Origin of the sequence: Kutzneria sp. NPDC051319, from assembly GCF_040682195.1 — a bacterium.
Classification (GTDB): Bacteria; Actinomycetota; Actinomycetes; order Mycobacteriales; family Pseudonocardiaceae; genus Kutzneria.
This window is the reverse complement of sequence record NZ_JBFBAM010000111.1, coordinates 1-22,679: the sequence shown is the minus strand read 5'-3', so window position 1 is coordinate 22,679 and position 22,679 is coordinate 1. Positions and strand designations below refer to the sequence as shown.

General features: G+C 70.7%; 17 protein-coding genes. 7 read left to right on the top strand and 10 right to left on the bottom strand.

Features of this window, described 5'->3' with window-relative positions:
* Nucleotides 1-65 precede the first annotated feature (65 nt).
* From AB0M73_RS47040 to AB0M73_RS47020, 5 genes are all read right to left on the bottom strand, one after another.
* Nucleotides 66-1,463, bottom strand: a complete 1,398-nt coding sequence (locus tag AB0M73_RS47040; protein WP_363906260.1) for an NAD(P)/FAD-dependent oxidoreductase — start codon at nucleotides 1,461-1,463, stop codon at nucleotides 66-68.
* A gap of 111 nt (nucleotides 1,464-1,574) precedes the next feature.
* Nucleotides 1,575-2,573, bottom strand: a complete 999-nt coding sequence (locus AB0M73_RS47035; RefSeq protein ID WP_363906258.1) for a D-cysteine desulfhydrase family protein — start codon at nucleotides 2,571-2,573, stop codon at nucleotides 1,575-1,577.
* Between the two features lie 21 nt (nucleotides 2,574-2,594).
* Nucleotides 2,595-3,233, bottom strand: a complete 639-nt coding sequence (locus tag AB0M73_RS47030; RefSeq protein WP_363906256.1) for a TetR/AcrR family transcriptional regulator — start codon at nucleotides 3,231-3,233, stop codon at nucleotides 2,595-2,597.
* A gap of 280 nt (nucleotides 3,234-3,513) precedes the next feature.
* Entirely contained in the window at nucleotides 3,514-5,115 is a 1,602-nt protein-coding gene (locus AB0M73_RS47025; RefSeq protein ID WP_363906254.1) for a S53 family serine peptidase, read from the bottom strand.
* A 155-nt stretch (nucleotides 5,116-5,270) separates the two neighbouring features.
* Nucleotides 5,271-8,051, bottom strand: a complete 2,781-nt coding sequence (locus AB0M73_RS47020; protein ID WP_363906252.1) for an AAA family ATPase — start codon at nucleotides 8,049-8,051, stop codon at nucleotides 5,271-5,273.
* Between the two features lie 690 nt (nucleotides 8,052-8,741).
* On the opposite strand from AB0M73_RS47020, the gene AB0M73_RS47015 reads away from it, so the two are divergent.
* From AB0M73_RS47015 to AB0M73_RS47005, 3 genes are all read left to right on the top strand, one after another.
* Nucleotides 8,742-9,413 (top strand): hypothetical protein, encoded by a 672-nt coding sequence (locus tag AB0M73_RS47015; RefSeq protein ID WP_363906250.1) that lies wholly within the window; start codon nucleotides 8,742-8,744, stop codon nucleotides 9,411-9,413.
* Nucleotides 9,414-9,805: 392 nt separating this feature from the next.
* On the top strand, nucleotides 9,806-10,261 hold the full coding sequence (locus tag AB0M73_RS47010) for a MarR family winged helix-turn-helix transcriptional regulator (RefSeq protein ID WP_063753527.1): 456 nt from the start codon (nucleotides 9,806-9,808) through the stop codon (nucleotides 10,259-10,261).
* Between the two features lie 358 nt (nucleotides 10,262-10,619).
* Complete coding sequence (locus AB0M73_RS47005; protein ID WP_363906248.1) at nucleotides 10,620-11,129, top strand: sigma-70 family RNA polymerase sigma factor; 510 nt, start codon at nucleotides 10,620-10,622, stop codon at nucleotides 11,127-11,129.
* Nucleotides 11,130-11,341: 212 nt separating this feature from the next.
* On the opposite strand, the gene AB0M73_RS47000 is transcribed toward AB0M73_RS47005, so the two are convergent.
* On the bottom strand, nucleotides 11,342-12,076 hold the full coding sequence (locus AB0M73_RS47000) for a hypothetical protein (RefSeq protein WP_363906246.1): 735 nt from the start codon (nucleotides 12,074-12,076) through the stop codon (nucleotides 11,342-11,344).
* Between the two features lie 246 nt (nucleotides 12,077-12,322).
* Here AB0M73_RS47000 and AB0M73_RS46995 point away from each other — a divergent pair, with 246 nt between their 5' ends.
* The 4 genes from AB0M73_RS46995 to AB0M73_RS46980 all read left to right on the top strand — a co-directional run bounded on the left by AB0M73_RS46995 (nucleotide 12,323) and on the right by AB0M73_RS46980 (nucleotide 18,161).
* Entirely contained in the window at nucleotides 12,323-13,585 is a 1,263-nt protein-coding gene (locus AB0M73_RS46995; protein ID WP_363906244.1) for a bifunctional glycosyltransferase family 2/GtrA family protein, read from the top strand.
* On the top strand, nucleotides 13,582-15,864 hold the full coding sequence (locus AB0M73_RS46990) for a glycosyltransferase family 39 protein (protein ID WP_363906242.1): 2,283 nt from the start codon (nucleotides 13,582-13,584) through the stop codon (nucleotides 15,862-15,864). Before AB0M73_RS46995 ends, AB0M73_RS46990 begins: the two co-directional genes overlap by 4 nt.
* A gap of 97 nt (nucleotides 15,865-15,961) precedes the next feature.
* Complete coding sequence (locus AB0M73_RS46985; protein ID WP_363906240.1) at nucleotides 15,962-16,684, top strand: response regulator transcription factor; 723 nt, start codon at nucleotides 15,962-15,964, stop codon at nucleotides 16,682-16,684.
* Nucleotide 16,685: 1 nt separating this feature from the next.
* Nucleotides 16,686-18,161, top strand: a complete 1,476-nt coding sequence (locus AB0M73_RS46980; RefSeq protein WP_363906238.1) for an ATP-binding protein — start codon at nucleotides 16,686-16,688, stop codon at nucleotides 18,159-18,161.
* Nucleotides 18,162-18,261: 100 nt separating this feature from the next.
* Here AB0M73_RS46980 and AB0M73_RS46975 read toward each other — a convergent pair whose 3' ends face one another.
* Genes AB0M73_RS46975 through AB0M73_RS46960 form a run of 4 tightly spaced genes read right to left on the bottom strand, consistent with a single transcriptional unit; the run spans nucleotide 18,262 to nucleotide 22,385 of the window.
* Entirely contained in the window at nucleotides 18,262-19,029 is a 768-nt protein-coding gene (locus AB0M73_RS46975; RefSeq protein WP_363906236.1) for an MHYT domain-containing protein, read from the bottom strand.
* The gene (locus AB0M73_RS46970) at nucleotides 19,022-19,564 is read right to left on the bottom strand and encodes an ATP/GTP-binding protein (protein WP_363906234.1); all 543 of its coding nucleotides are present in this window, start codon (nucleotides 19,562-19,564) and stop codon (nucleotides 19,022-19,024) included. The genes AB0M73_RS46975 and AB0M73_RS46970 overlap by 8 nt, the downstream gene beginning before the upstream one ends.
* Complete coding sequence (locus AB0M73_RS46965) at nucleotides 19,561-19,980, bottom strand: roadblock/LC7 domain-containing protein (RefSeq protein ID WP_363906232.1); 420 nt, start codon at nucleotides 19,978-19,980, stop codon at nucleotides 19,561-19,563. The genes AB0M73_RS46970 and AB0M73_RS46965 overlap by 4 nt, the downstream gene beginning before the upstream one ends.
* Nucleotides 19,977-22,385, bottom strand: a complete 2,409-nt coding sequence (locus tag AB0M73_RS46960) for a nitrate- and nitrite sensing domain-containing protein (RefSeq protein ID WP_363906231.1) — start codon at nucleotides 22,383-22,385, stop codon at nucleotides 19,977-19,979. Before AB0M73_RS46960 ends, AB0M73_RS46965 begins: the two co-directional genes overlap by 4 nt.
* Between the last annotated feature and the right edge of the window lie 294 nt (nucleotides 22,386-22,679).

Genomic DNA, 22,679 nt, shown 5'->3' with positions numbered 1-22,679 from the left:
GATGCAGGGAAGGACGCCTTACCCGCGTTGAACGAGGGTAAGGCGTCCTTCCCTGCATCAAGGCCTCAGAGGCCGTAGGCCTCCAGAAGGCGGAGCCAGACCTCGCTGATCGTCGGGTAGGACGGGACGGCGTGCCACAGGCGGTCCAGGGGCACCTCGCCGACGATGGCCACGGTGGCCGAGTGCAGCAGCTCCGCCACGTCCTGGCCGACGAAGGTGACGCCGACGAGCACCTTCCGCTGCTCGTCCACCACCATGCGGGCCTTGCCGCGGTAGCCGTCGGCGTGCACGGACGACCCCGCGACGGCGATGTCCAGGTCCACCACGCGGATGTCGATGCCGGCGGCGGACGCCTGAGCGGCGGTGAGACCAACCGAGGCGACCTCGGGGTCGGTGAACACGACCGCCGGCACGGAGGCGTGGTCGGCGGTGGCGGTGTACTGGCTCCACGGCGGCGTCTCGACCGGGCCCTTGGCCCGCGCGGCGATGACGTCGCCGACCACGCGGGCGGCGTACTTGCCCTGGTGGGTCAGCAGCGCGCGGCCGGTGACGTCGCCGGCGGCGTACAGCCACTGACCGTCCACCCCGGACACCTGGCCGGTGTCGTCGACGTGCAGGGTGTCGCCGGGCTTGAGGCCGACCGTCTCCACGCCGACGTGCTCGGTCGCGGGCCGGCGGCCGGTGGCGACGAGCAGCTCGTCGGCCTTGAGCACGGTGCCGTCGGACAGGCCGAGGGAGATCTCCCCGCCGCTGTCCCGGGACACCCGAACGGCCTTGGCCCCGGTGTGCAGCCGAACGCCGTCCTCACGCAGGCCCTCGGCCACCAGCTCGCCGGCGATCGGCTCCAGCCTGGGCAGCGGCAGCTCGCTCGTGATCACGAGGTCCACCTCGGACCCGAGCCGCCGCCACGCCTGCGCCAGCTCCACGCCGACCACGCCGCCGCCGAGCACGATCAGCCGTCCCGGCACCTCCTTGGCCGAGGTGGCGTCGCGGGACGTCCACACCCTCGTGTCGGCAATACCCTCAAGCGGAGGGATGACCGCCACGCTGCCGGTGCACACGGCCACGGCCTGGCGGGCGATCAGCGTGCGGTCGCCGACGACGACGCGGCGTTCCCCGTCCAGCCGGGCGCTGCCCCGGATCACCGTGATGCCCGCGCCGTCGGCCCACTGCACCTGGCCGGCGTCGTCCCAGTTGGACGTGAAGTAGGTGCGGCGCTCCAGCACCTTGGCGGCGTCCAGGTGATCGCCGACCGGCACGCCCGGCAGCCGGCGGGCGGCGGCCAGCGCGTGGCCGGGCCTCAGCAGAGCCTTGCTCGGCATGCACGCCCAGTACGAGCACTCGCCGCCGACCAGCTCGTGCTCGACCAGGGCAGCGGTCAGCCCGCCCCGCACCGCCCGGGCGGCCACGTTCTCGCCGACCGCGCCGGCGCCGATCACGACTACGTCAAAGGTGTCTGCCACGCCGCCACCTCACACCACCGGGCAGCGACGGGCAAGCCGGCCCCGGCCATCCGTGCCGTTCGGAAGGGACCATTCCTCCACTCCGAGTGGAGGAATGGTCCCTTCCTAACTTCACGACCCGAGGTAAGTGGCGGCTTCGGGGGTGTAGGCGAACAGGCCGGGCAGGCCGCCGGTGTGGAGGAACAGGACCGTCTCGTGCGGGCCGATGGAGTCGTCCTCGACGAGCGACACCAAGCCCGCCGCGGTCTTGCCCGAGTAGACGGGCTCCAGCGTGATCGCCTCGGTCGAGCCGAACAGCGAGATGGCCCGCCACACGTCCTCGGTGGGCCGGCCGTAGCCGGGGCCGAGGGTGCGGTCGGTGATGCGCACGCGGTCCAGCGACGGCGGCGCGATGTCCAGCAAGGCGGCCGTCTCGTCGAGTATCGGCAGCAACACGTCGCGAGCCTGTTCGGCCGGGCGGGACACGGCGATCAGCTCGACGTCGATCTCCCAGCCGAACGCGGCCGCACCGGCCAGCAGGCCGGCCGCGGTGCCGGCGCTGGCCAGCGGCGCGACCAGCTTGCTCGGCCACACGCCGGTGTCGCCGAACTGCTCGATCAGCTCGGCGACCGCGGCCACATAGCCGAGTGCCCCTACGCCGGTGGAGCCACCGACCGGGATGGACGCCACGTTTCCGTGAGCAGCCAACAACTCCTGGTGACGAACCTCGGCCTGCTCATCCGTGTCGACCACGTGCACGGTCGCTCCGTACACATGGTCGAGCAGGATGTTGCCCGACCGCTCGTAGGCTTCGCCCTCGCGCGGCACCGAGCGCGTCAGCACCAGATCGCAGGGCAGCCCGAGGCGCGCACAGGCGGCCGCGGTCAGCCGACCGTGGTTGGTCTGGACCGCGCCGAAGGTGACGACCCGCTCGGCGCCGTCACGGAGGGCGGCGCCCAGCAGGAACTCGAGTTTCCGCAGCTTGTTGCCGCCGACCCCGAGCAGGCCCACATCGTCGCGTTTGACGAGAACCGTCCGGCCGAGGCGGTCGGACAGGCGCGGGCACGCCTGGAGCGGCGACGGCCACTGTCCCAACTGGATCCGAGGAAAACTCGACAGGTCAGTGGCCATCCGCGCGGTGTCCTCTCGCCGTCAGCTCTTCTCCAGCGCCTTGGCCAACAGCGTAGTGATGACTTCCTGTGCCGTGCCGACCACCTGGCGTCGCTGCCGGCTGGGCACCCGGTCGGCCATCTGCAGCAGTGACCCGCCGGATTCCACCGCGGCCAGGAACGCCAGCCGGTAACCCGCGCCCTTGCGCACCTTGTACCGGGTGGCGAACAGGGCGCCGAGCCGGTCGGCCACCATGCGGCGGTGGTCGGACTCGGGGTCCTCGAGGTGGTTGTCGAGCACTTCTGCGAACCGGACGCGCCCGAAGTTGGCGTCCTGTTTGCGCATGCGCTCGTGCACCGCCAGCACTCCGGCGACCGCCTGGCGCCAGTCGTCCGGCGCCGCGCCGAAGTACTCCTCGACCTCGTTCAGGAACTTGTCGGTGCAGCGCAGGGCCAACGCCCGCACCACCGACCGCTTGTCGGGGAAGTATTGGTAGAAGGACCCGATGGGAATGCCCGCGGACTCCGCGATGCGCGCCGTCGTGATCGAGTCGTAGTCCCGCTCGCCCAGCAGCGTCTGGCACGCGTCGAGGATGGCGGTCACGGTGGCCGCTCCCCTTGCCTGCACGGGCTGTCTGCGCATCAGCAGGGCAAGTCTGCTGTTCGTGTGATCGTCCTGCACGCGGAACATGGTGCGACAGAAGTGCCCGTTTCACGCAGTGTTCGGAGCAAACACTCAGCGGACTGCCAGGTTCGGGAGGGGCCTCGTGAAAGCGTTCTCTCGCTGACCTGGCAAAACGCGAAATTGGCACATGTGAGGGGTCATCACCCGAGCGGCCGAGTAACGCTCACGCTCTGGCCAGGTGTTTGCAACACCGCGTGATCACGACGGCGCCCCGCCCGGCTGTGCAAGCCGGACGGGGCGCGACGTTTTTTCCAGATGGCGACCAGATCGCCGGGAGCTACTTGATTCCGTCGGCCAGGATCTTCGCGGTGTCCGGCGTGCCGATGCCCGTCACCAGGTCGAATCCCGTGCCCGCCTTGTAGGCGCCGTTGCTGCCGCTGGTGATGTCGTGGAAGTCGGCCTTGGCCAGCCCGTACAGCTTGGCGTTGGCCGAGCCCAGGCCGGTCTTGCCCTTGGCCGCCGCGGCCTGGTTGTAGACCGCCGCGACGCCGGCCCAGATCGGGGCCGCGCCGGACGTGCCGTACACGGAAGTCCACTGCCCCTGGGTGTAGACGGAAATGCCCGTTGGGCCACCCTGCGCCGACACATCGGGCACCTGGCGCTTGTTGGTGCTGCCGATCTTCACACCGCTCTGGAACGAGGGCAGTGCGAACACCGTGGAAGTGCCGCCGCCCGAGCCGTTCCAGCCCGTCTCGCTCTTCCACGTGGTGGTGGTCGACGTGGACAGGTTGGTGCCGCCCACACCCGTGACATACGGGTCGCTGGCCGGGAAGTCGACCGTGGTGCTGCCGTCGCCGTTGTCGTCGGAGCCGTCGTCACCCGAGGCCGCGAAGAAGCTCTGGCCCTGTGCCGCGCCCTGCTTCAGCACGTTGTCCACGGCCTGGATGCCCGAGGCGGTGCGGCCCTTCTCCGAAAGTCCCCAGCTGATCGAGGTGACGGAGATCTTGCTGGACACGATGGCGTTGGCCAGGTCGACCTCGCCCTGGTCGGTGTTGGGCGCCTCGAACACGGTGATGCCGGCCTTGGGCGCGATCGCCTGGATCGCTTCGATGTCCAGCTCCACCTCGACCTGGCCGTCGCCGAGCGCACCCGAGCCGCCGGAGACCTTCTGCACCTTGGGGGTCGGCGAGCCGGTGGCGTAGTTGCTGTCGTACTTGGTGATGTTGGACTGCTGGAAGCCGTCGAACTCCCACAGCGCCACCGTCTGGCCCGAACCGGTGTAGCCGGTGGACGTCACGTCGTAGGCGCCCTTGAGCTGGGTGGGCGTGAAGCCGCCGCCCGGACCGGCGTGCGGGTCGAGCTTGGTGTGGTGCACACGGAGGCTGCGGTTGTTCAGACCAGCGACGTCGAGCACCACTCCGGCCAGGTCGGACGGCAGGGTCGGGGCCGCGGTGTTGGCGTAGAAGGGCCGGTTCGTCTTGCCGTCACGGTAGTTGGCCAGGGTCGTGCCGAACGCCTTCTGGACCGCCGCGGCCGGCCCGCTCGCGTCGACGGTGAGGTGGTTGCCGCTCACCGCGTCCACCGACAGGCCCTGTCCCCGCAGGTATTCCTTGACCCGGTTGACCTGGTCGTCCGTCGGGCCGAAGCGGGCCGTGAACTGCTCGGGGGTGAGGAAGTGGCCGTACTGGGCCGAATGCGGGTCGTTGACCGCGGCGATCGTGCGGTCCAGCTCCGCGCCGTTGCGCAGGTTCAGGCTGACCGCCACCGACACCCGCTGCTCCGCCGGCACGGCGCCCAACGCCTGGGCCTGCGCCAATCCGCTCACCACGTCGTTCTGCAGCGCCACGCGCGGCTGCGGGGCGGCCAGTGCCACCGGGGCCGCCACCGCGGCAATGGCAAGCGGCGCCACCAGCGCGCCGATGATCCTCAACGTCTTCACGTCTGCTCTCCCAGTGCAGGGGGCGATCGGGACTCACCAAACGCTATTGCCCGACCACCGTCCGTGAAACCGAGGAAACCCTTGCTGTGCCTGTGCCGCGCGTTCCGCGCGGCGCTCGGCCCCTCTGGGGCCGATGCCTCGCAACCCCTGGCCCGCTACACGGCTTGGCTGCGGAGGGGCTCGGGTTCGGGTCGGCGGGCCTCCGGCACGGGCACGTCCATGGCGCGGACCAACTCGGTGCGTGACCGGACGCCTACCTTGCGATAGATCCTCGACAAGGTGGCCTCGACCGTCTTCACGCTGATGAACAACACCGCCGCCACCTCGCGGTTGGTGGAACCGGCACGAACCAGCTCGGCGACCCGTTGCTCGGCAACGGTCAACGCCACCGCGTGATCCGCCCGGGACTGGGCGCCGGTGCGGTCCAGCTCCTCGCGGACGCGGTCGGCCCAAGGGGTGGCGGAGATGGCGACGCAAATGTCGTAAGCCTCGGACAATGCCGCCCGGGCGGCGGCCCGGCGGCGGCAGCGGCGTTCGACGCCGGCGAGGGCGACGAGCGTGCGGGCCCGGTCCAGACCGACCTGGCCGTCGGCGACGGCCCGCAGGCGGGCGACGCCGTCGTTGGGCAGACCGGTGGCCACGGCCAGCAAGGCGGCGGATCGTTCGAGGTTGGCCAGCACCCCGCGACGGCCGAAGTCAAGGGCCTGCCGGGAAGTCAGGTCGATGAGCTCGCGGGCGTCCTCCAGCGCCCCGGTGGCGACGAGGGCCTCGGCCAGGTCGGCGTGCCAGCGAACGACGGCGGGATCACGGATGTCCATGCGGCGGCCGATCTCGCTGACCCGGCACAGCGTCTCCACGGCGGCCGCGGCGTCGCCCGTGGTGAGCTGAATCTGGCCCAGCACGGCCAAGTTACGCATCAGATACAGTTGATCACCGTCCGCCGCCGACTCCCGCGCGCCACGTTCGGCGTGCTCGGTGGCGGCCTCGACGCTGCCGCCGTTGGCCTCGGCCAGCGCGGCCGCGAACAAGGCGGGCGGGCAGCTGATGCCGGCCTCGGAGAACAAGGTCATGGCCCGCTGCGCGGTGTCGACGGCCCGGCGGCACTGCCCGGCCCGCGACTGCACCTCGGCCAGCGTGACCATGATCGCCACGGTGTCCTCGACGGCGGCGGTGTCCTCCACCTTGCGCAGCAACGACAACAGCCGCCGCTCGGCCCGTTGGAGATCGTCGTCGCCCAGTTCGATCACGGCCTGGTGGCGTTCCAGCTCCCAGGACTCGGCCCGCGGATGGCGTTCGACGATTTCGATCGCCTTGGCCACGGTGGCACGCGCGGCCGGATCCCCGCGCAGGGACTGGAGATGCGCGAGCCGGGTCAGCGCGCGGACGGCGGTCGACGCGTCGCCGGCCAGCGTGGCCAGCTCCGCCGAGCGCGCTGCCTGCTCGACCGCCTCAACGGTGTCGCCGCCGAGCAACGCCCGGCCGGCCAGCCACATCCGCAGCGGCGCCTCCAGTCCGGGATCGCCGGCGGCGTCGGCCAAGCCGTCGTCTATCAACGGACCTAGATCGTGCAGCGCCTGACCGGCGTTACGCAGCAACACAAGCCGGGCCCGCACGCGCAGCCGGGGGCAGCGCGCGTCGGCCAGCACGGACTCGGCGGCGGTTCGGGCCTCGGCCCGCAGCCCGGCGTCGCAGGCGTGTTCGGCCGCGACGAGTCGCCGCTCGGACCGGATCTGCTGGCTGTCCCACGGGGTTCGGTCCGCGGCCATCGCCGCCAGCTCGGCCGCGGTCACGGGGGCGCCCCGCCGACGGGCCGAGGCCGCCGCGGCCATCAGCGTCGCGGCCACCGACTCGTCCTCGTGCGGCTTGGCCAGCGCGAGGTGCCGGGCCCGTTCGACCGGCTCGGCGACGACATCGGCCAGCCGGGCGTGGGCGTCGATTCGACGGTGCGAGGGGGCCTCGGCGTAGATGGCCGCTCGGATGAGCGGATGTCTGAACCGCACAATGCCGTCGTCATCGGCCACGGCCAGATCGCACCGCTCGGCGGCGACCAGATCCTCGGCGGCGTCGGGCCGTCCGGCCGCCCGCAGCAAGGTGAGGCTCGGCCGGGTCGCGGCGCTGGCCAACAGCAGCGTGGCCTGGGCACGTTCGCTCAGCTCGCCGAGCCGGTCCAGCAGCAGCGCCCGCAGCCGACGCGGCACCGGCAGCGGACGACCGGGGCTCTCCGGGACTCCGGAGCGCAGCACCGCCCGGCCCAGTTCCAAGGCGTAGAAGGGATTGCCGTCGGCCAGCTGGTGGATCTGCAGCACGGAGCCGTGCGGCAGCAGAACTCCGTTGTCCCGCAGCAACAACCGGGCGACGTCGCGGGGAGTCAGCGGCGGCACCGGCAGTTCGGCCACATCCGGCGGGCACAGGTTGCGGTGCAGCGGCTGCTCCCCGTCCGGCACGCGCTCGGCGGCCAGCACGCGCAGCCGATCCCCGGTCAGCCGGCGGGCGACGAAGGCCAGCACCTCGGCACTGGGCCGATCCACCCACTGGAGGTCGTCGATCACCAATGTGACCGGCGCCCGGTCCGACAGCAGCTGCAACACCTGGAGCACGGCCAGGCGCACCCCGAGCCGGCTCTGGTCCGACGTCGGGTGCTCGCCGCGCAGCAGCGCCGCCTCCAGCGCGGCCCGCAGCGGCGCGGGCAGCCTCGCGAGGACGTCGTCCGTGACGTCCGCGAGCAGGTCGATCAGGCAGACGAAGGGAAGTCTTCGGTCCGACTCGGCCGGCGCGCAGCGCAGCACAGTCCCGCCGCCGTCGGCGCCCGCGAGCGCCGCCAGCAGCGTCGACTTGCCGATGCCGGCGGGGCCGCAGAACAGCACGCTGCCACCCGCCAGCAGTTCCCGTGCCGAGCGCAGGAGCTCGCCACGTCCAACCGGGCCAGGATCATTCATGATGTGGTACCTCAACCGCAGGGCAGAGTTGGTACTCCACCATTCTGATCGGCCACACACCGGTATTCCAACCGCGTATTCGTGTGAGCCGCTAGGCAGTACGGCCTACGACTTTCGTCGGTAGTCCACCAATTCGGGCGCGCCCCGGACCTGGGCAGACGATCAGCGGGGACAGTGCAACACACGCGTAACGACGCCGTTGCACACCCGGTTCGCGATGGCGGTCATGCCCCAACAACACCGTCCTGACCCCCATTTGTCAACGCACTCCCACGACCCGGAAACCTCCATTTCCGGCCACGCCCTGACCGAGAACCCGGGCGGCATCGCGCCGCCGGGTCCGGGGAGGGGAAGTGACGGAACCCGCGCCATGACTGCCCGAGAGCGGGACTCGCGGGAGTTGGGCGGGTAAACCACCACCCTCCGTGATCATGGTCACGTGGGCGTTTGCACCTCCCGAGGGATGCGGGAACAAGACCGCGCCACGTACCGTTGTAGCCAGTGGTTGGCCAGTACGTGTCCCCCGGGCCGCATCTGAAACCACGGGCACGGAATACCGTTCGGCTGGAGCCGTGTTGCGTAACTCGCCGAGAGGCGACCTACTGGTCGGCCGCTAACGTGACGGGCGGGGTGCTCCTAGGAGCACCCCGCCTGTCTGCGTGTCCGGGCCGGGACGGCCACCATGTCCGGGTGACCGAACCGGAGACTCCCGCCTGGCAGCGGGAGACGCAGACCGAGCAGCGCTGGGCCGTGGCCGGCGCCATCGCCGTCGCGCTGGCCCTCCAGCTGCCGCTGCCGCAGACCATGACGTTCCTGCCGTGGTGGCTGCTGCCCTCGTTGACGTTCGCGCTGATGGTGGCGCTGCTGATCGCCAATCCGGGGCGGATCAGCAAGCACAGCGCGGCCGAGCGGCGGATCGGGCTGGTGGTGGCGCTGCTGGTGAGCGCGGCCAACGCCCTCAACGGCGTGCAACTGGTCCGGCACATCCTGGACGGCACCATCGGCGACAACGCCTTGGAGCTGCTGACCACCGGCGCGGACATCTACGTCACGAACGTCATCGTGTTCGCGCTCTGGTACTGGGAGTTCGACCGGGGCGGGCCGGGGCTGCGGGCGATGGGCGCGCGCGAGTTCCCGGACTTCCTGTTCCCGCAGATGTCGAGCCCCGAGTTGGCGCCGAAGGACTGGGAGCCCTGGTACGTGGACTACCTGTACCTGTCTTTCACCAACGCCACCGCGTTCAGCCCGACCGATGTGCTGCCGATGCGGCCGTGGGCGAAGCTGGCCATGATGGCCCAGTCGATGGTGTCGCTGGTGATCGTCGTGCTGGTGGTGGCGCGGGCGGTGAACGTTCTCCGCTAACCAGCTCCGTGCGCGGACAACACAGCTGCGTGCACGGACGATATTACCTGGGAAGCACGGAGCCCCCGCCAAGGGCGGGGGCTCCGGTTTCCCGTCACCAGGGGGGAGGGGTGACGGGAGGTCTGTTGTTCGATCTGGGACCAGCCTAGGGCATCCGGCGCAGAGAGCAAGCCCCGGGGCCGGGAATCCTGGCGATCGGCCATCGAAAAGCCACCCGAGGAGCGCCTTGACTGCGCACAAGTGCGCAGAAAGCGTTTGTTCGAACGCCCACTATGCAAGTTCGCCACCGGGCCGGCGGGCGTTAGCCATATGTGATCAACACCACAGTCGACCTCCACTGCGCGCCACTTCATGGGGTCGCCCCAACATGGGAGGTCCGTATAATCACGGCCATGGGCACCCCGGACCGGACCGATCTGCTGGCGCTTCCGGAACGGATGCTGCGGCTACCCAGTTTCCTGTTCGTGCACCTGGCCAAGCAATGGCGCCGACTGGCCGGCTCCCAGTTCGAGCACGATCTACGCGCGCAGCACCTGATGATCCTGGCCTCGCTGGAGGACAACGGGGCGTCGTCGCAGAAGGAGATCAGCGAGCGGCTGGGCATCGACGCCAGCGATCTCGTCGCTTTGCTGGACGATCTGGAGAAGGCCGGCCTGGCCAACCGCAAGCGGGACGAGCGGGACCGGCGGCGCTACGCCGTGATGCCGACCCCGGCCGGCGCCAAGGCTCTGCGGCAGCGGCTGGTCGACGTGGAGCGGATGAACGCGGAGATGCTGGCGCCGCTCACGCCGGAGGAGTGCGAGGAGCTGCACCGGCTGCTGCTCAAGCTGTTCGAGAACTACCGGTAGGACCCCGGAAACGCAGGATGGGCTGGCGTGGTCCCTGCCACCGCGCCAGCCCACCGGTCAGGCAACCGGCGTGGTCCCTGCCACCACACCGGACACCTGGTCTGCGTGGAACTTGTCGTTCCACCGGGTCTACGCACGGCGCACCGTCATCCTCACCAAACGTCACCCGAAAGGGTGAGCAAGCGGCCGGACCGACCAGTTGTCACGTGACGTAGATAACGGCCTACCGGCAGTGACAGCAAACGTTGTTACACCGTAGACACAAGCGGGGTGCACAGTGCCGTGCGCCACGGGAGATTTTTTAGCGAAGCTCAATGAATTCGCAACTTCTTCCTGTTGTGCCTACGAGAGGACGGCAATGCGACAGCAGTCACCGGGCCAGACCGCTGAGGTCCCGGCCCGGTTCTGGGAGGAGTGCGCCAAGGTCCGACCGCAGCTGGTCGGAATCGCGGCACGGCACACCGCGGGCACGGGGCAGGCCGAGGACATAGTCCACGACGCCCTGCTGCGCGCCGCGCACTTCTCCGAGCTGGACCTGGACCGTTTGCACCCGTTCCTGGTGACCGTCGTGAAGCGGCTGTGCGTCGACGAAGCCCGCCGCCGCTCCACCGCCACCAGGGCCCACTCGCACACCAGGCTCGACCCGCTGGCCGCCGCCGACCCGGCCGAGCTCACCTGCGACCGCGCCGAGGCCGACTGGGTCGCCTCCACCCTTCCCCGCCTCACCGCCTACGAGCGGGAACTGGTCGCCCTGGTCGCCAACGGCCACCCGCACAGCGATATCGCCCGCATGCTCGGCACCACTCCCCGTGCCACCCAGACCGCCATCCACCGCGTCCGCGGCAAGATCAAGTCCTGGGCCCGGTGACACCACCGCGAGTCCCGCTCTCGGGCAACTGAATGTCGAGTTACGGAACTCGACACATGGCTGCTGGAGAGCGGGACTCGCGGTGTGCGCACAAGCGCCGTCCGCTGGATGCGGACGGCGCTTGTGCTTGAAACCGTATTTCGGTGTGCTGGACAGTGCCCGATTCCTGGGTGGACTCGCGGGGGGGTTGTCAGGGGTCCCTGCGGAGTCGGTCAGTAGCCGCCGGTTCCGGTGTTGCCGTAGCCGCCGTTGGCGCCGTTGGGGTCGGTGCCCGCGGTGCCGGCGCCGGGGTTGTCAGCGGCGGGCGGGGCCGCCGGCACGGTCGGAGCGGGCGGCGGGGTGGCCGGCACGCAGGTCAGGTTCTTCTTGCCGGCGGAGTCGATGACCCACCAGGTGTTGCCGACGGCCTGGCCGGCCCACTTGCCGGGCTCCTTCTCGTTGGAGAAGTTGTAGACCGGCCAACCGGCGACGGTCACCTGCATGGTGCCGTCGGGCCGGGCGACCGTGCCCACCAGCGAGGGGTCGACGCCGGAGATCGCCGGGGCGCCGTTGGTCAGCACCGGCGGCCAGATCAGCGCGCACTTGTCCAGGCAGGCGGACGGCTTGCCGGGCGCGTCCTTGTCGAAGCGGTAGAGCACGAAACCCTTGCTGTCCTCGATGACGGAACCCATCTTGGGAATCGTCGTGGCCGCCAGCTGTGCCGGCCCGAGGGCGTTGGCGGCGGGCGCCCCGGCGTTGTTGGCCGAGGTGGTCGGCGCCGCCGGGCTGCCGCTCGGGTTGGACGGGTCACCCAGTTGCACGGTGACCGGGGACTGTGCGGCGGCGTTCGTCACCGAGCCGGGGCCGGACTGAGTCGCCCCGAGCTCCTGGATGCCGAGCCAGGTCAGTGCGGTCACGGCGGTCAGGCCGCTGGCGATACCGATCGCGATACGACGGCCTCGAGTCACGAGAAGCCTCCGTGTGTAGGGAGTGGTGCCTTGCTGCCCACGATTACGACGCCCACCCCTGAGCGGTTCACCCGCCGGTGAGAAAAAAGATCAGGCGTATCGGTCACGGGGCGTGATGTTCACCCGGCTGTGACCGACTCCCAGGTTCCTCCAAGGATGCGTCCAGCGTGCTCGCACAGACGGCCGCCATACCTGAACGTGGGCTCGATCCAGAGCCGTACCGCGACTGGGGTCAGGTGGTCTGACATGAGTGGAGCGGCCGTTCGCGGCGACACCGACACGAGTGCCGAGTCGGGGCACTGGTCGGTGGGCAGAACCGCGACCGTGGACATCGTCGTTCCGGTCTACAACGAGGAGCGCTCGCTGCCCGGGTGCGTGGAGACGCTGCACGGCTTCCTCACCGAGCAGTTCCCGTTCGAGTGGACGATCACGGTGGCCGACAACGCCAGCACCGACGCCACCCTGGAAGTCGCCAACGAGCTGGCCGACAAGTTCCCCGGCGTGCGGGTGCTGCACCTGGACCGCAAGGGCCGCGGCCTGGCGCTGCGCAAGGCCTGGGGCTGGAGCGACGCCGACATCGTCGTCTACATGGACGTGGACCTGTCCACCGGCCTGAACGCGCTGCTGCCGCTGGTCGCGCCGCTGGTCAACGGCCATTCCGACGTGGCGATCGGGTCGCGGCTGGCCCCGGGCTCGCGCACCATCCGCGGCCCCAAGCGGGAGATGATCTCCCGCTGCTACAACGCGATGATCCGGCTCTCGCACGGCGCCAAGTTCTCCGACGCCCAGTGCGGCTTCAAGGCCGCGCGCACCGACGTGGTCCGCCGGCTGCTGCCACACATCGCCGACGACTCCTGGTTCTTCGACACCGAGCTGCTGCTGCTGGCCGAGCACAACGGGCTGCGGGTGCACGAGGTGCCGGTGGACTGGGTCGAGGACATCGACACTCGCGTGCACGTGGCCAAGACCGCCACCGAGGACATCCGCGGCCTGATCCGCGTCGCCCGCGCCAAGGCCACCGGCTCGGCTCAGGTCGACGGTCTCCCCCGGCGGCCCGCGCCGCGCCCGGAGCACCCGGACGCCGTGGTGGCTCGGCGGGAAACCGGCCTGCTGTGGCAGCTTTTGTCGTTCGCGGCGATCGGCGCGGTGTCCACGGTGGCCAACCTGGCGCTGTACGGCATCATGCGGACCTGGTGGCCGGCGCTGGTGGCCAACTTCGTGGCGTTGACGGTGACGACGCTGCTGAACACGGAGGCCAACCGGCGCTTCACCTTCCTTCGGTCCGCCGGCTCGACCGGCCGGGTCCACCTGCAGGGGCTGATCGTCTTCGCCCTCTACTACGCCTTCACCTCGGGCGCGCTGCTCGCGCTCGGAGCCTTCGATCCGACCGCGTCGAAGGGAGTGGAACTGCTGGTGCTGCTGGCGTCCTCGCTGATCGGCACCGCGGCCCGGTTCGTGCTGCTGCGCGCCTGGGTCTTCAAGAACACCGTCAAGGAAGGAAACGCATGACGACGGCCGCGCAAGCGTCCGCGCCACCGGCCGGCCCGGCGACTCCCGAGGAGTCGCCGGGCCTTCGGCTGCGGTGGCGCTCGTACGCGCTGGGGGCGATCCTGGTGGGCGCCACCGTGCTGTACGGGTGGGACATCTGGGGATCCGGCTGGGGCAACGAGTTCTACTCGGCGGCCGTGAAGTCCATGTCGCAGGGCCTGACCAACTTCGTGTTCGGCTCGTTCGACCCGGCCGGCGTGGTCACCGTGGACAAGCCGCCGATGGGCCTGTGGCCGCAGGTCGTGTCGGTGTGGATCTTCGGCTGGCACGCCTGGGCCTTGGCTCTGCCGCAGGCGGTCGAGGGCGTGGCGGCGGTGTTTCTGTTGCACCGCACCGTTCGCCGTTGGGCCGGCGAGAACGTCGCGCTGATCGCCGCCGCCGCGTTGGCGCTGACGCCGATCACCGTGGCGATCGACCGGGTGAACAACCCCGATGCCGCACTGACGCTGCTGTGTGTGGCCGCGGCGTACGCGTTCACACGGTCGGTGGAGGTCGGGATTCCGGCCCGTAGCGCCACGAAGTGGTTGCTACAGGCCGCTTTCTGGGTGGGCTGCGGCTTCCTGACCAAGAGCCTGGCGGCATGGATGCTCGTGCCGGCGTTGGCGGTGGGATACCTGTTCGGGCGCAACGCATCCTGGGGCCGGCGGATCGGGGATCTGGCGGCGGCCGGCGGCGTGCTGCTGGTGAGCTCGTTCTGGTGGGTGCTGCTCACGGTCGTGTGGCCGAGCCCGAAGCCGTATGTGGGTGGAAGCACCGACGGCGGCGAGCTGTCGCTGATCTTCGGTTACAACGGGCTGGGGCGCGTGTTCGGCGAAGGCGTCGGCCGCGGTGGCGGTGCTGGCGCAGGCGGTTTTCCCGGCGGTGCAGGGGGTGGCGCGGCATCGAGTGGCGCAGGCGGATTCCCCGGCGGCGCGGCGGGCGGCGCAGGCGGTTTCCCCGGCGGGACGGGCGGGGGCACAGGCGGTTTCCCCGGCGGGGGAACGGGTGGCGCGGCCTCGGGCGGTGATCTCGCTGGTGGCACCGGCGGATTCCCGGGCGGCGGCGGTTTTCCCGGTGGCGGGGGCCGGGGTGGCGGGGGTGGCTTCGGTGGTTTCGCCGAGGGCAACGGCATCACGCGCATGTTCGGCGACCAGGTCGGCGGGCAGATCAGCTGGCTGATGCCGCTGGGGCTATTCGTGCTGGCCGTGGTCGCGGTGGTCGGGGTGTTCTCGTGGCGTCGCCGTCTGCCGGCCGATCACCAGCGGCGGGCCGGCTGGTTCATGTGGGGCACCTGGCTGATCGTGTTGAGCCTGGTGTTCAGCTTCCAGCAGGGCATCTTCCACCAGTACTACACCACCCAGCTGGGCCCGGCCGTCGCCGCGCTCGCCGGCGCGGGGCTTGCCTTGCTGTGGCGTCATTATCGGCACCCGGTCGGCTTCAGCTGGCTGCTGCTGCCGGCCGGCATCGTGATCACGGCGGTGTGGGCGTGGGTGCTGGTGTCGCGGGACACGTCGTGGAACGGTTGGCTCCGCTACGCGGTGGCGATCGTGGCCGTGATCTCGGTGATCGGCCTCGTGCTGGCCAAGCTGTTCAACGCGGGCGGCGCTCGTATTGCCGCGGTGCTCGGCATCGTGGCCGTGCTGCTCGCACCGGGCGTGTGGTCGGCGGCCGCGGCGGTCGACTCTGGTAGCGCCGGTGGTCCGGGCGGCCTCGCGACTGCCGGGCCGCCCGGCGGCGGCTTTGGTGGTTTCGGCGGCGGTGCGGGCGGTGGCCGTCGTGGCGGCGGTGCCGGCGGTCAGGGCGGCTTCCAGGGCTTCCCCGGTGGCCAGCAGCCCACGCCGGAACAGTTGGAGCAACTGGAACAGCGCTTCCGCGGTGGCGGCGGGCGGGGCGGCAGCACGCTCACGGCCGAGGACCAGAAGATCCTCGACTACGTCACCAAGAACGCCCCCGACGCCACGGTCAAGCTGGCCGTCGAGGGCGGCGCCATGGCGTCCGAGACGTTCATCGTCAACAGCGACGTCACCGTGATCGGCATGGGCGGCTTCATGGGCACCGACGACGCGCCCAGCGTGGATCTGCTCAAGCAGTGGCAAAGCCAAGGTCACCTCGGCTTTGTGCTGGAGGGCGGCGGCTTCGGCGGCCGGGGCGGCGGCGTCTCCCAGGAGCGCACGCAGTGGGTGCAGCAGAACTGCAAGGTGGTGCCGGCTTCCGCGTACGGCGGCGGCACTCAGACCCTGTACAACTGTCTGGCCAAATAGGACAGATTGAGCGGCGGGATCCCCCGTACGGGCGGTCCCGCCGCTGTTCACAGGTTCCTCCCAGCGACCTCACAGGTTGGCCGACCATGCTGGCCCGGTGGACACTGCGACCGCGGGGCCGCCGGCGACCGTCCTTGTCGTCGACGACGAGCCGAACATCCTGGAGCTGCTGTCGGCCGCGCTGCGGCTGAGCGGCTTCGACGTGCACGCCGCCGACTGCGGTGTGGCGGCGCTGTCCACGGCGGCCCAGGTGAGACCGGACATCGTCGTGCTGGACGTGATGCTGCCCGACTACGACGGATTCACGCTGGCCCGCATGCTGCGTGCCGGCAACAACCGGGTGCCGGTGCTGTTCCTGACCGCCCGCGACGCCGTCGAGGACCGCATCGCCGGACTCACCGCCGGCGGCGACGACTACGTGACCAAGCCGTTCAGCCTGGAGGAGGTCGTGCTGCGGTTGCGGGCCATCCTGCGCCGCACGCACGCCCTCGACGATCCCGAGCCCAACGACGGCCGGCTGCGCTACGCCGACCTGGAACTGGACGAGGACGCCCACGAGGTGCGCCGCGACGGCCGTGAGATCCGCTTGTCCCCCACCGAGTTCAACCTGCTGCGCTACCTTCTGGTCAACGCGGAGAAGGTGGTGAGCAAGACGCAGATCCTGGATCGCGTGTGGAACTACGACTTCGGCGGCGACAGCCGGATCGTCGAGTCGTACATCTCGTACCTGCGGCGCAAGGTCGACGGCTCGGGTCAGCCGCTGCTGCACACGATTCGCGGCGTCGGCTACACCCTTCGGCTGCCCCGGGCCGAAGTCTGACATGGCCCGCGGCTCCTGGACGCTGCGCACCCGGCTGCTCGTGTCGCTGCTGGCATTCGCGGCGGTCGGGCTGGCGCTGTTCGGCGTGGTGACGGGACTTCTGCTGCGGCAGTCGCTGCTCGGCCGCATCGACGCGCAGCTGACCGAGAACGTGGCCAAGTCGGTCGACCGGAACCGGCCGCCGCCACATCCGCTGCCCACCAACAACTATCCGTCACTGCCGACGAGTTTCCGGATCTACTTCTTCGATCCCGACGGCAGTCCCGGCTACCAGGCGACACCGGACCTGAACGAGACGGTGATGCCGCAACTGCCGTCGATGACGCTCGACTCGGTGCGCCAGCACGGCCAGCAGCCGTTCATGACCCAGGACGTCACCGGCAACTCGACCTGGCGGGTGATCGTCGCCGTGCAGGCGGCGAACCGGTGGCAGCCCAACGGCGGAACCGTTGCCGTGGCGGCGATGCTGAACGACACCGAGTCCACTGTGGTCAATCAGGCGTGGATCGAGGTCGCCTCCGGCGCGGTGCTGTTGCTGCTGCTCGGGTTGACCGGACTGATCGTGGTCCGGATCGGGCTGCGGCCGCTGACCCGGATCGAGCACACCGCGCAGGCCATCGCCGCCGGCGAGCTCGACCGCCGCGTCGCCGACACCGATCCACGCACCGAGACCGGCCGCCTCGGTTCGTCCCTGAACGTCATGCTGGCCCGGATCTCCGCCGCCCTCACCGACTCCGCCCGGTCCGAGCAGCGGCTGCGGCGCTTCGTCGCCGACGCCTCCCACGAGCTGCGAACTCCGCTGACCTCCATTCGCGGCTTCGCCGAGCTCTACCGGCGCGGCGGCGCGCCGTCCGATACCGACGTCGAGCGGCTGATGGCCCGCATCGAGAGCGAGGCCATCCGGATGGGGCTGCTGGTCGAGGATCTGCTCATGTTGGCCCGCCTCGACCAGGAGCGTTCCCTCGACTTCGCCGAGGTCGACCTCCTCGTCGTCGCCGCCGACGCCGTGCACGACGCCCGCGCCGCCACTCCCTCGCGGGACATCGTGCTCGACGCCCCGCACGGCGCCGTCCGCGTCATCGGCGACGAGGACAAGCTCCGTCAGGTCGTCATGAACCTCGTCACCAACGCCGTCACCCACACCCCGGCCGACGCCTCCGTGCGGGTCGCCGTTCGGCAGGAGCGCACCCGCCCCAGCAGCTCCGCCGTCGCCGTCGCCGGCGGCGAGCTGCCCAGGACCTCCCGCTTCGCCGTGCTGGAGGTCGTCGACACCGGCCCCGGCATCCCCTCCGACCAGGGCAAACTCGTCTTCGACCGCTTCTACCGCGCCGACCAGGCCCGCTCCCGCGCCAGCGGCGGCTCCGGCCTCGGCCTGGCCATCACCGCCGCCATCCTCGAAGCCCACTCCGGCCGCATAGAGCTGTTGACCACCTCCCCCACCGGCACCCGCTTCCGCGTCCTCCTAGCCCCCGCCTGAACCCCCGCGAGTCCCGCTCTCCGTCACACCGAAATACGGTTTCAAGCAGACTGACGGTGGACAGCGGTCGGCTGGGGAGCGGGCAGCAGTCCTCACGCGCCTACGGGCCGGAGTGCCCGGCCAGCGGTCGCCGACGGGTCTCGCCCGGCTCGCCGGTGGTGAACAGCGCCCACTGCAGGCCGGCGATCACCAGCCCGCTGACCAGGAAGACCGGGAACACCAGGTCGAACCCGTCGACCGCGGCCGGCACGGATCGGGCGGGGATCATCACGACGTGCACGGCGGCCATGCCGGTGTAGTGCATCCCGGTCACGGCGACGGCCATGGCGGCGCCGGCTCCGAGCCGGGCCGGCGTGGTACGCACGACCATCGTGAACCACAGCGCCGCCGTGGCCGCGACCACGGCGACGACCAGGGACAGGGCCACCAGCAGCGGGTCGTAGACGATGTCACCCTGGAAACGCACCGCGGCCATGCCCAGGTAGTGCATGAACGCCACACCGATGCCGGTCAGTGCGCCGGCGCACAGCAGCCGTGAGCCGGTGGAACGCCGCAGGGTCACGAGCGACAGCCCGAGTCCGACGACGCCGATGCTGACCACCGCCGACAACACCGTCAGCCCCACCGAGTAGCGCACCGGGCTGCCGTCAACGGCGAAGCCGTACATGGCGATGAAGTGCATGAGCCAGATCGCCACGCCACCGATGGCGACCGCGGCGCCGGCCGTCCACAGCACGGCGACCCGCCGGCCGCGCTCACGACGGGCGCGGGCCGCGCAGGACAGTCCGATCAACGCTCCGGCGAACGACGTGGCGCAGGCCAGCAGGAGGGTCCACGCGCCCATCGACATCTGTTGCATGTCACTCATGACGGCCCCTGTTCGGACGCCGGCGCGTCGCGTGCTCGACGAGATCGGACAGCACGTCCCGCACGGCGTCGCGTTCGCGCACGTCGCAGTGCACGACCGGCACCGCGGGCAGCAGCCGCAAGGCCGCGCGAACCTCGTCCACGGTATGGGCCCCGACGCCCTGGCTGCGGTCGACCGCGACCACGAAGGGCACGCCGAACCGCTCGAAGTAGTCAACCGCGGCGAGCGACTCGGCCGGCGGCGTGTCGTCCACCAGCACCACCGCGCCGATGGCGCCGCGGACGATGTCGTCCCACATGAACCAGAACCGGGGCTGGCCGGGCGTGCCGAACAAGTACAGCGCCGCCCCCTCGTCCAGCGTGACGCGGCCGAAGTCCAACGCCATCGTGGTAGTGGGCTTGGCGCCGGCCTCCACGGTGATCTCCGCTTCGGTGGTCAGGGGCTCGATCTCCGACGCCGCCGCGACGAATGCCGTCTTGCCGACGGCGAAGCCGCCGGTGACCACGACTTTGGAGTACACCGTCGCGACGGTCACGGCGTCGCCTCCACATCGGTTCTCAGCGCGGGCGTCAGCAGCCGCCCGACCTTCTGCCGCAGCGCGGTCATCTCGTAGGCGAGCACGCCGATATCGCTGTCCGGCGAGGCCAGCACGGCCAGACACGAGCCCTCGCTGACGGTCATCGTCAGCAGCAGTCCGCGGCGCATCTCGACCACCGTCTGGTCGACCTCGCCCCCTTCGAACAGGACCGCCGCGCCGTTGGTGAGGCTCTGCAGCCCCGACACCACCGCGGACAGCTGGTCCGCGCGGTCACGCGGCAGCGAGTCGGAGGCGCTGAGCAGCAGCCCGTCGCTGGAGACGACAACAGTGTGCGCGGCGCCCGGGGTACCCCGGGTGAACGAGCTGAGCAGCCAGGTGAATTCGTCCGATGTGGACAGCTTCGGGGATGTCACGGTGTTGCCCTTCCAGTGGTGTGGTGCGGCTCGGCTGTCTTGGGCACGCTGCCGCGCACCAGCAAGGCGCCCTTCACGCGGCGGGGCAGGCCGGCCGAGGTCAGGCCGCCGGTGACCGGGCTGCTCAGGGCGTCGCCGGTGTGCCAGATCTGGTCGAAGTCGGTGCGCCAGTCGCGGTCGTCCTGCTTCGGGTCGGTGGGCCGGAACCACGCCGAGGCGACGGCCTCGTAGAGGGGAGTGCCCTCGACCGGCTCGACCGGCGGCCACGCGGGCTCCTCGGGCGGTTCGGCGCCGGGTTCCGCGCCGGGTTCCGCGCCGGGTTCCGCGCCGCCCTCGACGAAGCGCCGACGCGCGGCGATCACCGTGGCCATCGCGAAGTTGCGCTGCTGCGGCACTTCCGTCACTGGCAGCGACGCCGTGGTGTCCGGCGGCGGGTCGCCCGGGCGCAGCAGGTCGGCCGGCAGCACGACCTCGGCGATCGTGCCGGCGCCGAGGTTCGGCCGCAGCCGCACGGCGATCCGCCGGCGGGCGGCGAGCCGGCTCACCACGAACAGGCCCATCCGCCGCGACGACACGGCCTCGATCGGCGCCTCGACGGCCAGCTGCCGGTTGAGCGCGGCGAGTTCGGCCGCCGGCAGGCCGACGCCTTCGTCGGCCACGCAGATGAGCAGTGCGCCGTCGGGATCCTCGGTGCACGTCACGGAGATCCGGGTGTCCGGCGGCGAATAGCACGTGGCGTTGTCCAGCAGCTCGGCCAGCAGGTGCACGATGTCGCTGACCGCGGAGCCGATCACCACCGCCTCCGGCGTCAGCGCCAGCGCGATCCGGTTGTACTGCTCGATCTCGGACACCGCGGCCCGCAGCAGGTCGGCGATCGACACCGGCCGGCTGGTCGACCGGCGCAGGTCGGCGCCGGCCAACACCAGCAGGTTCTCGCTGTTGCGCCGCATCCGGGTGGCCAGGTGGTCCAGCTTGAACAGCCGGCCCAGCTGGTCGGGGTCCAGCTCGTCGGCCTCCATGACGTCGATCATCTTCAGCTGGCTCTGCACCAGGCTCTGGGTGCGCAGCGACAGGTTCACGAAGATCTCGTTGACGCTGTGCCGCAGAGCCGCCTGCTCGACCGCCAGCCGCACCGCGGCCGAGTGCACCTCGTCGAAGGCCCGCGCCACCTGTCCGATCTCCTCGGTGGTGGTGACCTCGACCGGGGCCGGCCGCTGCCGGCGGGCCCCGACCTCGTCGTGGGCGATCCGGTCGATCACGCCGGGCAGCTCGCACTCGGCGATCTCCAGCGCCCGCCGCCGCAGCGTCCACAGTGGACGGATCATGGTCGCGGCGAAGTACAGCGCGATGGCCAGTCCCACCAGCAGCGCGCCGATGATCAACGCGGTGTCGCGCAGCGAGCTCGTCCTCGACGAGACGCCGAGGCCGTCGACCGCGCCACGCAGCGACTCCGACAGCGACCTCTCGAACGTGGTGAGCCGGCCGGTCACCGACTGCGCCACCTGCTGCCACGCCGGCGTCGACAGTCCTGGCGGCCGGCCCGACTCGACGCGGGCCACCGCGTCGTCGCGGAGCTGGGCGAGCTGGGCCAGTGCCGTCACGCCGACCGTGTCGGCATATCCGGTCCGCCGGTCCGGCGTGAGGTTCTGCCGCAGTTCGCCGAGGGCGACGTCGGCCAGCGCGCCGGCCACGCGAACCCGGCCGATCCCGCCGGCCGGCAGGCTGAAGCCCGTCGACGCCGCGGCGAGCACCGTCTTCTCGATCTGCACCTGCTCGATGGCCTTGCCCACCGCGGTCAGCGCGGACGCGCTGGTGCTGACCAGTGGATCACCGGCGTCGTCCTGCTCGGTCACGCCGAGCGCGAGCAGCGGCTCGATGATCGCGGAGTACTGGTCGAGTGCCGTGAGCCGCCCGCCGCCTGAATCGGCGGCCTGCCGCGTGGCGGCCAGGTTGCGCAGCTGCCGACCGGCGGCCACGACCTCGTCCGCGGCGGCGACGTCCGGATTGGCGGCGAGTTCCGCGTCGAACGCCGCGACCGCGCCGTCGACCTGTGCCCGCGCGGCGTCGAGATCGGGCCGGGCCGCCCCCGGCACGACCGCGAGGTCCCGCTCCCCTTGCAGGTCGTGCACCACCACCGTCGCGCGGTTCTGCACCGCCACCAGGCCGCTGAGCTCGGCCGCCTGTCCGGCGAGGGTCAGCGCCGCGCCGACCTGGGCGGTGCCCAGCACTACGGCGACGACCGTGGGCGTCAGCAGCACCACCGCCAGTTTGGTGCGCAGTGGCCAGTCCGCGACGCGGCGCAGCCGCCACCCGATAGTGCGAACCGCCAGTTCGTGACGCGCGCTGGAGGCCGTCAACACGATCACTTCCTCGGCTCGTCGCTGCTGCCCAGACACGATGGGCACGACCTCGATCAGGCGGCATTCCTAACCCAATGTGACGAAGAGTGCTAGCCCCAGGCCCCGTCGGTCACACTTACAGGTGACAGAGACTCCTTGTCTGGTAACAAATGGCGGAGTGCCAGGTCACCCACGGCAGATTTACACACGGACAAACCGATGTGACGTTCGGTAACCATGCCGGCGGACGCGTAAAGGCCCCCTCCACCTTGGGTTCTAGGAGTCGTCGCAACACCCGATCGTCGGGAACGCGATGGACTTCGAGATCCGCAAGGATCGCTCACCCCATGGAGGCACGAG